Source organism: Aliarcobacter sp., from assembly GCF_041672065.1.
GTDB classification, from domain to species: domain Bacteria; phylum Campylobacterota; class Campylobacteria; order Campylobacterales; family Arcobacteraceae; genus Aliarcobacter; species Aliarcobacter skirrowii.
In genome coordinates this window covers 1-6,119 of sequence record NZ_JBAZAH010000077.1, presented here as the reverse complement: position 1 = coordinate 6,119, position 6,119 = coordinate 1, and the positions used below count along the sequence as shown (strand labels likewise).

At 29.9% G+C, this 6,119-nt stretch carries 7 protein-coding genes; all 7 read left to right on the top strand.

Annotated elements, in window-relative coordinates; translation table 11 throughout:
- On the top strand, positions 1-386 hold a 386-nt coding region (locus WC168_RS09105; RefSeq protein WP_372618808.1), incomplete at its 5' end, for a putative nucleotidyltransferase substrate binding domain-containing protein.
- 1 nt (position 387) lies between these two features.
- Complete coding sequence (locus WC168_RS09100) at positions 388-1,014, top strand: 3'-5' exonuclease (RefSeq protein WP_372618806.1); 627 nt, start codon at positions 388-390, stop codon at positions 1,012-1,014.
- 111 nt (positions 1,015-1,125) lie between these two features.
- Positions 1,126-1,437 (top strand): DUF485 domain-containing protein, encoded by a 312-nt coding sequence (locus WC168_RS09095; protein WP_066408320.1) that lies wholly within the window; start codon positions 1,126-1,128, stop codon positions 1,435-1,437.
- Positions 1,437-3,083: a cation acetate symporter gene (locus WC168_RS09090; protein WP_372618803.1), complete on the top strand. Its 1,647-nt coding sequence runs from the start codon at positions 1,437-1,439 to the stop codon at positions 3,081-3,083. Before WC168_RS09095 ends, WC168_RS09090 begins: the two co-directional genes overlap by 1 nt.
- Positions 3,084-3,308: 225 nt before the next feature.
- A complete protein-coding gene (locus WC168_RS09085; protein ID WP_372618801.1) occupies positions 3,309-3,626 on the top strand; it encodes a DUF485 domain-containing protein in 318 nt (105 codons plus the stop codon).
- Entirely contained in the window at positions 3,623-5,269 is a 1,647-nt protein-coding gene (locus tag WC168_RS09080; RefSeq protein ID WP_372618800.1) for a cation acetate symporter, read from the top strand. Before WC168_RS09085 ends, WC168_RS09080 begins: the two co-directional genes overlap by 4 nt.
- A 66-nt stretch (positions 5,270-5,335) precedes the next feature.
- Positions 5,336-6,119, top strand: a 784-nt coding sequence (locus tag WC168_RS09075) for a cyclic nucleotide-binding domain-containing protein (protein ID WP_372618798.1), incomplete at its 3' end; no start/stop codon positions are given.

Below are 6,119 nucleotides of genomic sequence, written 5' to 3'. Positions count from 1 at the left end.
CAACTGTATCAAATTTTATGGGGAAAAATGATTTAATAAATATTAAAAAAGCAGTTATATTCCCAATTATTCACGGAATTAGAAGTTTTTCTTTAAGAGAGGGAATTAAAGAGACAACAACTGTAAAAAGAATTCAACTTTTAGAACAGAAAAATATTTTGGATAAAAAAATGAGCGCAGAGATTCTTGAAGCACTTGAAATAGCAAACACAATAAGATTAAGACATCAACTAGAACTTATTCAACAAAATCAAGAGTTAAACAACAATATAAATGCAAATGAGATTGGAAAAATAGAGAGAGATTTGCTCAAAGAGAGTCTTAAAATTGCAAATGAGTTTAAAAACTTTGTAAGCTATGTATTTAAACTAGATAAGATTTATTAAAATGTTTAAAAAAATTTTAAAATCATGGAATAGAAAAAAGCTATTAGATAAAAGATTTGATTTTTTATTTGATGAGCCACCGTTTGAAGAGTATGTTAGTTTAGATTGTGAAACTACAGGATTAAATCCAAAAAAAGATGAGATTTTATCTATTGGTGCTGTTTTAATTAAAGAAAATAAAGTTCTTATGAGAAATACATTTAATATATATTTAAAACCATCAAAAAGTATAAATATAGAATCAATTAAAGTTCACCACTTAAGAGAGATTGATTTAGAAAATGCAGTTGAACCAAATGAAGCTATATATAAACTACTTGAATTCATTGGTTCAAGACCAATTGTTGGTTACTATATAGATTTTGATATGTCAATAATTTCAAGATATACAAAAACTTTAATAGGAGTTCCACTTCCTAATGAAAGAATTGAAGTTAGTGGAATATACTATGATATTAAAAAATCAAAAGATAACTACGGTTTTATAGATTTAAAGTTTGATACTATTATGACTTTTCTTGATATACCAGTTTTAGGAAAACATGATGCTTTAAATGATGCAATAATGACTTCTATGATATTTTTAAAACTAAAAAATCTCGCAAAACAGAAAAAAATTAACTTTTAGAAATAATATTTTATATTATTTCTAATCTTTTTAAACCTTTTTTTTTTAAATGCTATGCTTTTGCAACTAAAATATTTTACTATTTCAGTTAATCTTATTTTAGGAGAAAAAATGGATAACAAATTAGTAGAAAGGATTAAAGCTAATCCTAAATACCATGAACTTGTTTCAAAAAGAAGTTCTTTTGCTATTAAATTAGCAATTTTCATGCTAGTAGTTTATTATGGTTTCATATTAACTATTGCATTCAACAAAGAGTTCTTTGCTACAAAAATAGGTGAAACAATGACGGTTGCATTCCCTATAGGTTTTGCAATTATTGTAATAGCATTCTTAACAACTCTAGTTTATGTTGTTAGAGCAAATGGTGAGTTTGAGGACTTAACTAATGATATTAAAAATGATGTAAAGGATATATTATAATGTTAAAAATAATTACTTTATTAGGTTTATCATCATTAGCACTATTTGCGGATGATTCTAAAAGTGGTGTAAATATGGAAGCTATGATTATGTTCTTTGTATTTATTATTGGAACTATGGGTATTACAAAATGGGCTGCTAGTAAAACAAAATCTGCTTCAGATTTCTATACAGCTGGTGGAGGAATTACAGGTTTCCAAAATGGTCTAGCAATTGCAGGTGATTATATGTCTGCTGCTTCATTCTTAGGTATTTCAGGTATGATTTATCTAAATGGTTTTGATGGTATTATTTATGCTATCGGATTCTTAGTTGGTTGGCCAATTATCCTTTTCTTAATGGCTGAAAAATTAAGAAACTTAGGTAAGTTTAACTTTACTGATATTGCTGCATATAGACTAGATGAGAGAAGAGTTAGAATTCTTGCTGCTTGTGGTTCTTTAACAGTTGTTACTTTCTACTTAATTGCTCAAATGGTTGGAGCTGGAAAACTAATCGAAGTTTTATTCCATATTCCATATCACTGGGCAGTTGTAATTGTTGGTGCATTAATGATTATATATGTAACATTTGGTGGTATGCTTGCTACAACTTGGGTACAAATTATTAAAGCTGTACTTTTACTAGGTGGAGTTACTGTTATGGCACTTTTAGTTCTAGCTACAACTGGAATTAATTTTTCATTCGCAAATTTAGCTGAAACTGCTGTTAATTTACATGCTAAAAAAGATGCTATTTTGGCACCAGGTTCATTTGTATCTGATCCAATTGCTTCTATTTCTTTAGGACTTGCTTTAATGCTTGGAACTGCTGGATTACCTCATATTCTTATGAGATTCTTTACAGTTGGAAATGCAAAAGAGGCTAGAAAATCTGTTGTTTATGCAACTGGTTTTGTTGGTTACTTCTATTTACTAATCGCTGTTGTTGGTCTTGGTGGAATTGTTTACCTAATGGATCCAAATATTAATAGTGCTTATTTAGATGCTGCTGGTAAATTAATCGGTGGAAATAATATGGCTGCTGTTCACTTAGCTCAAGCTACTGGTGGTTCTATTTTCTTAGGATTTATCTCTGCTGTTGCATTTGCTACAATTCTAGCGGTTGTTGCTGGTCTTGCACTTGCGGCTTCTAACTCAATTGCACACGATTTATATGCAATCGTTATTAGAAAAGGTCAAGCGACTGATGCTGAAGAGATGAAAGTTTCAAAAAGAACAGTTATCGTTATTGGTATAGTTGCAGTTCTTCTAGGATTTGCTTTTGAAAATCAAAATATTGCATTCATGGTTGGTCTAGCTTTCGCGGTTGCTGCAAGTGCGAACTTCCCAATTTTATTTTTATCAATTTACTGGTCAAAATTAACAACAAGAGGTGCATTCATGGGTGGATTCGTAGGTCTATTAACTGCAGTTATATTAGTTGTACTAAGTAAAACTGTATGGGTTGATATTTTTGGTTTCAAAGATGCTATATTCCCTTGGACACATCCAGCACTATTCTCTGTATCTGCAGCGTTTATTGCTATTTGGTTCTTTTCTATAACTGATAGTTCAGCTAGAGCAGAAGAGGATAAAGCTGGATTTGAAGCTCAAAAAATTAGAGCTGAAACTGGAATTGGTGCTGATGGAGCTGTATCACACTAATAAAATTTCTAAAGAGAGATCTCCTCTCTTTAGTATCTTAATATTAACTTAATTTATACTATTAATTTTAATAATTTATTTATCATTTTTTGTTACTTTTTTACATTGATTTATATTTAAAATACTCTATAAAACTACTTTACAATTGAAAAATAAAATTTTCTTTGTATAATCATACTACTTTGTCAATTGACAAAAATAAAAAGTCGCAGGAGAAGATATAGTATGGATGAGAAATTAGTTGATCTAATAGAGTCAAATCCTAAATATAAAGAGCTGGTTTCTAAAAGAAACTCATTAGCTTTAAAATTAGGAATTTTTGTTTTGGTAATGTTTTACTCATATATAGTAGTAGTTGCATTTAATAAAGATCTATTTGCAATAAAAGTAGCAGAAGGTTATATAACAACTATTGCATTTCCTATTGCATTAGCAATTTTAGTTATTAGCTTTATTACAACGCTAATTTATGTAAGACGAGCAAATGGTGAGTTTGATGATCTTACAAATAGAATTAAAAAAGATGTAAGGGAGTTTTTATGATTAGAATAATAACTCTACTTTTTTTAACTTCACTTACTCTTTTTGCTGCAGGTGATGCAACTTTTGAGGGTAAAAGAGATTTAAATCTTGCAGCAATTGCAATGTTTTTAGTATTTATTGTTGGAACATTAGGAATTACTTATTGGGCAGCGAAAAAAACAAGATCTGCAAATGATTTTTACACTGCTGGTGGAGGAATAACTGGATTTCAAAATGGTTTAGCAATTGCAGGTGATTATATGAGTGCAGCTGCATTTTTAGGTGTTTCTGGTCTTATTTATTTAAATGGTTATGATGGAGTTATTTATGCTGTTTCATTTTTAGTTGGTTGGCCAGTAATTTTATTTTTTATGGCTGAAAAATTAAGAAACTTAGGTAAATTTACATTTGCTGATATCGCTGCTTATAGATTAGGACAAAAAGAGATTAGAACTTTAGCTGCATTTGGTTCTTTATCTGTTGTTGTTTTATACTTAATTGCGCAAATGGTTGGGGCTGGAAAACTTATTCAAATTCTATTTGGTATGGAGTATGAATATGCTGTATTTATGGTTGGAGCACTAATGATTATTTATGTAACATTTGGTGGAATGCTTGCAACTACTTGGGTTCAAATTATTAAAGCTATTTTACTTCTTTCTGGGGTTTCATTTATGGCTATCATGGTTTTATGGCACTTTGGTTTTAATTTTGAATCATTAGCCCAAACTGCTGTTGAAAATCATGCAAAAGGTGAAGAGATTTTAAAACCAGGTGGTTTTTTAAGTGATCCAATATCAGCTATCTCTTTAGGTATGGCTTTAATGCTTGGAACTGCTGGTCTTCCTCACGTATTAATGAGATTCTTTACAGTTGGAAATGCAAAAGAGGCTAGAAAATCTGTTGTTTATGCAACTGGATTTGTTGCATACTTTTGGGTAATTATCTCTATTGTTGGACTTGGAGCAATTGCATTTTTAAACAGTGCTGAAGGTGCTCAATATTTTGTTGATGGAAAACTTTTTGGTGGATCTAATATGGCATCAGTTCACCTGTCTCATATGCTTGGTGGAAATGCTTTCTTAGGATTTATTTCGGCTGTTGCATTTGCTACAATTTTGGCTGTTGTTTCTGGATTAACTCTTGCAGGTGCTAGTGCAATTTCACACGATATTTATGCAAATGTTATAAATCCAAATGCAAGTGATGAAAAAGTTGTAAAAATTTCAAAAATAACTGTTATAATTGTAGGTATTGTTGGAGTTACACTTGGAATTGCATTTGAGTCTCAAAATATTGCATATATGGTTGGACTTGCATTTGGAATCGCTGCAAGTGCTAACTTCCCAATTTTGTTTTTATCAATTTATTGGTCAAAATTAACAACAAGAGGTGCATTTATTGGTGGATTTATGGGATTAATTACAGCAGTTTCTCTAGTAATTTTAGGCCCAAATGTTTGGGTTCAAATTTTAGGAAATGAAAAAGCAATTTTCCCTTATGCTCACCCTGCACTATTCTCTGTTACAGTTGCCTTTGTTTCAATTTGGTTCTTCTCTATAATTGATAACTCAAAACGAGCTACAGCAGAGAGAGCTATGTTTAGAGCTCAAAATGTTAGAGCTAACACTGGAATTGGTTCAGCAGGAGCAGTTTCACACTAAAAATATCAAAAAGAGAATCTCTTCTCTTTTTGATTTTGCACTACTTTTAATATAGGAGAGATGAGTATGCAAGAGCAAAAAAAATTTATTTCAAATATTCACCCATTTAATAATTTAAATACATTTGAGTTGGACGATTTAGTTGAAGAGCTAGATATTGTCTATTTTAAAGCAAACTCAATAGTTCAAGCACAAGATAGTAATCCAGAGTTTTTATATTTTGTTTTAAAAGGTTTAATTCAAGAGATAAACGATGATGAAGTTTTAAGTGTATACTCAAAAGGTGAGATATTTGATTCTGTATCTTTGATAAAAAATCATAGTAAAAATAGTTTTGTGGCTATCGAAGAGAGTATCTGTTATGCTCTTAAAAAAGAGAGATTTATGCAGATTTTAAGCTCAAATCAACAACTAGAAAACTATTTTTTTCAATCCATTTCAGATAAGTTAAACAATAATATCTTAAATGAAAAGAATAAAGATATGGCAAATATTATGATTGCCAAAGTTAAAGATGCAAAAGTTCATAAAGCTGTAGTTGTTGATACAAACAAAACAATATTTGAAGCAGCTACAATCATAAAACAAGAAAAAATTCCAACACTATTATTAAAAGATGAAGCTGGTGAAATGTATATTGTAACTGATTCAGATTTTAGACAAAAAGTTATTTTAAATAGAATGGATTATGATGATTTAGTTGTAAAAATTGCCTCTAAGGGCTTAATTTATATAAATGAAGATGATTTTTTATTTAATGCTCAACTTCAAATGGCAAAACATGGATTAAAAAGAGTAGTTGTAAAAAATGACCATGATGAGATTGTAGGAATTCTTGATCAAATATCTC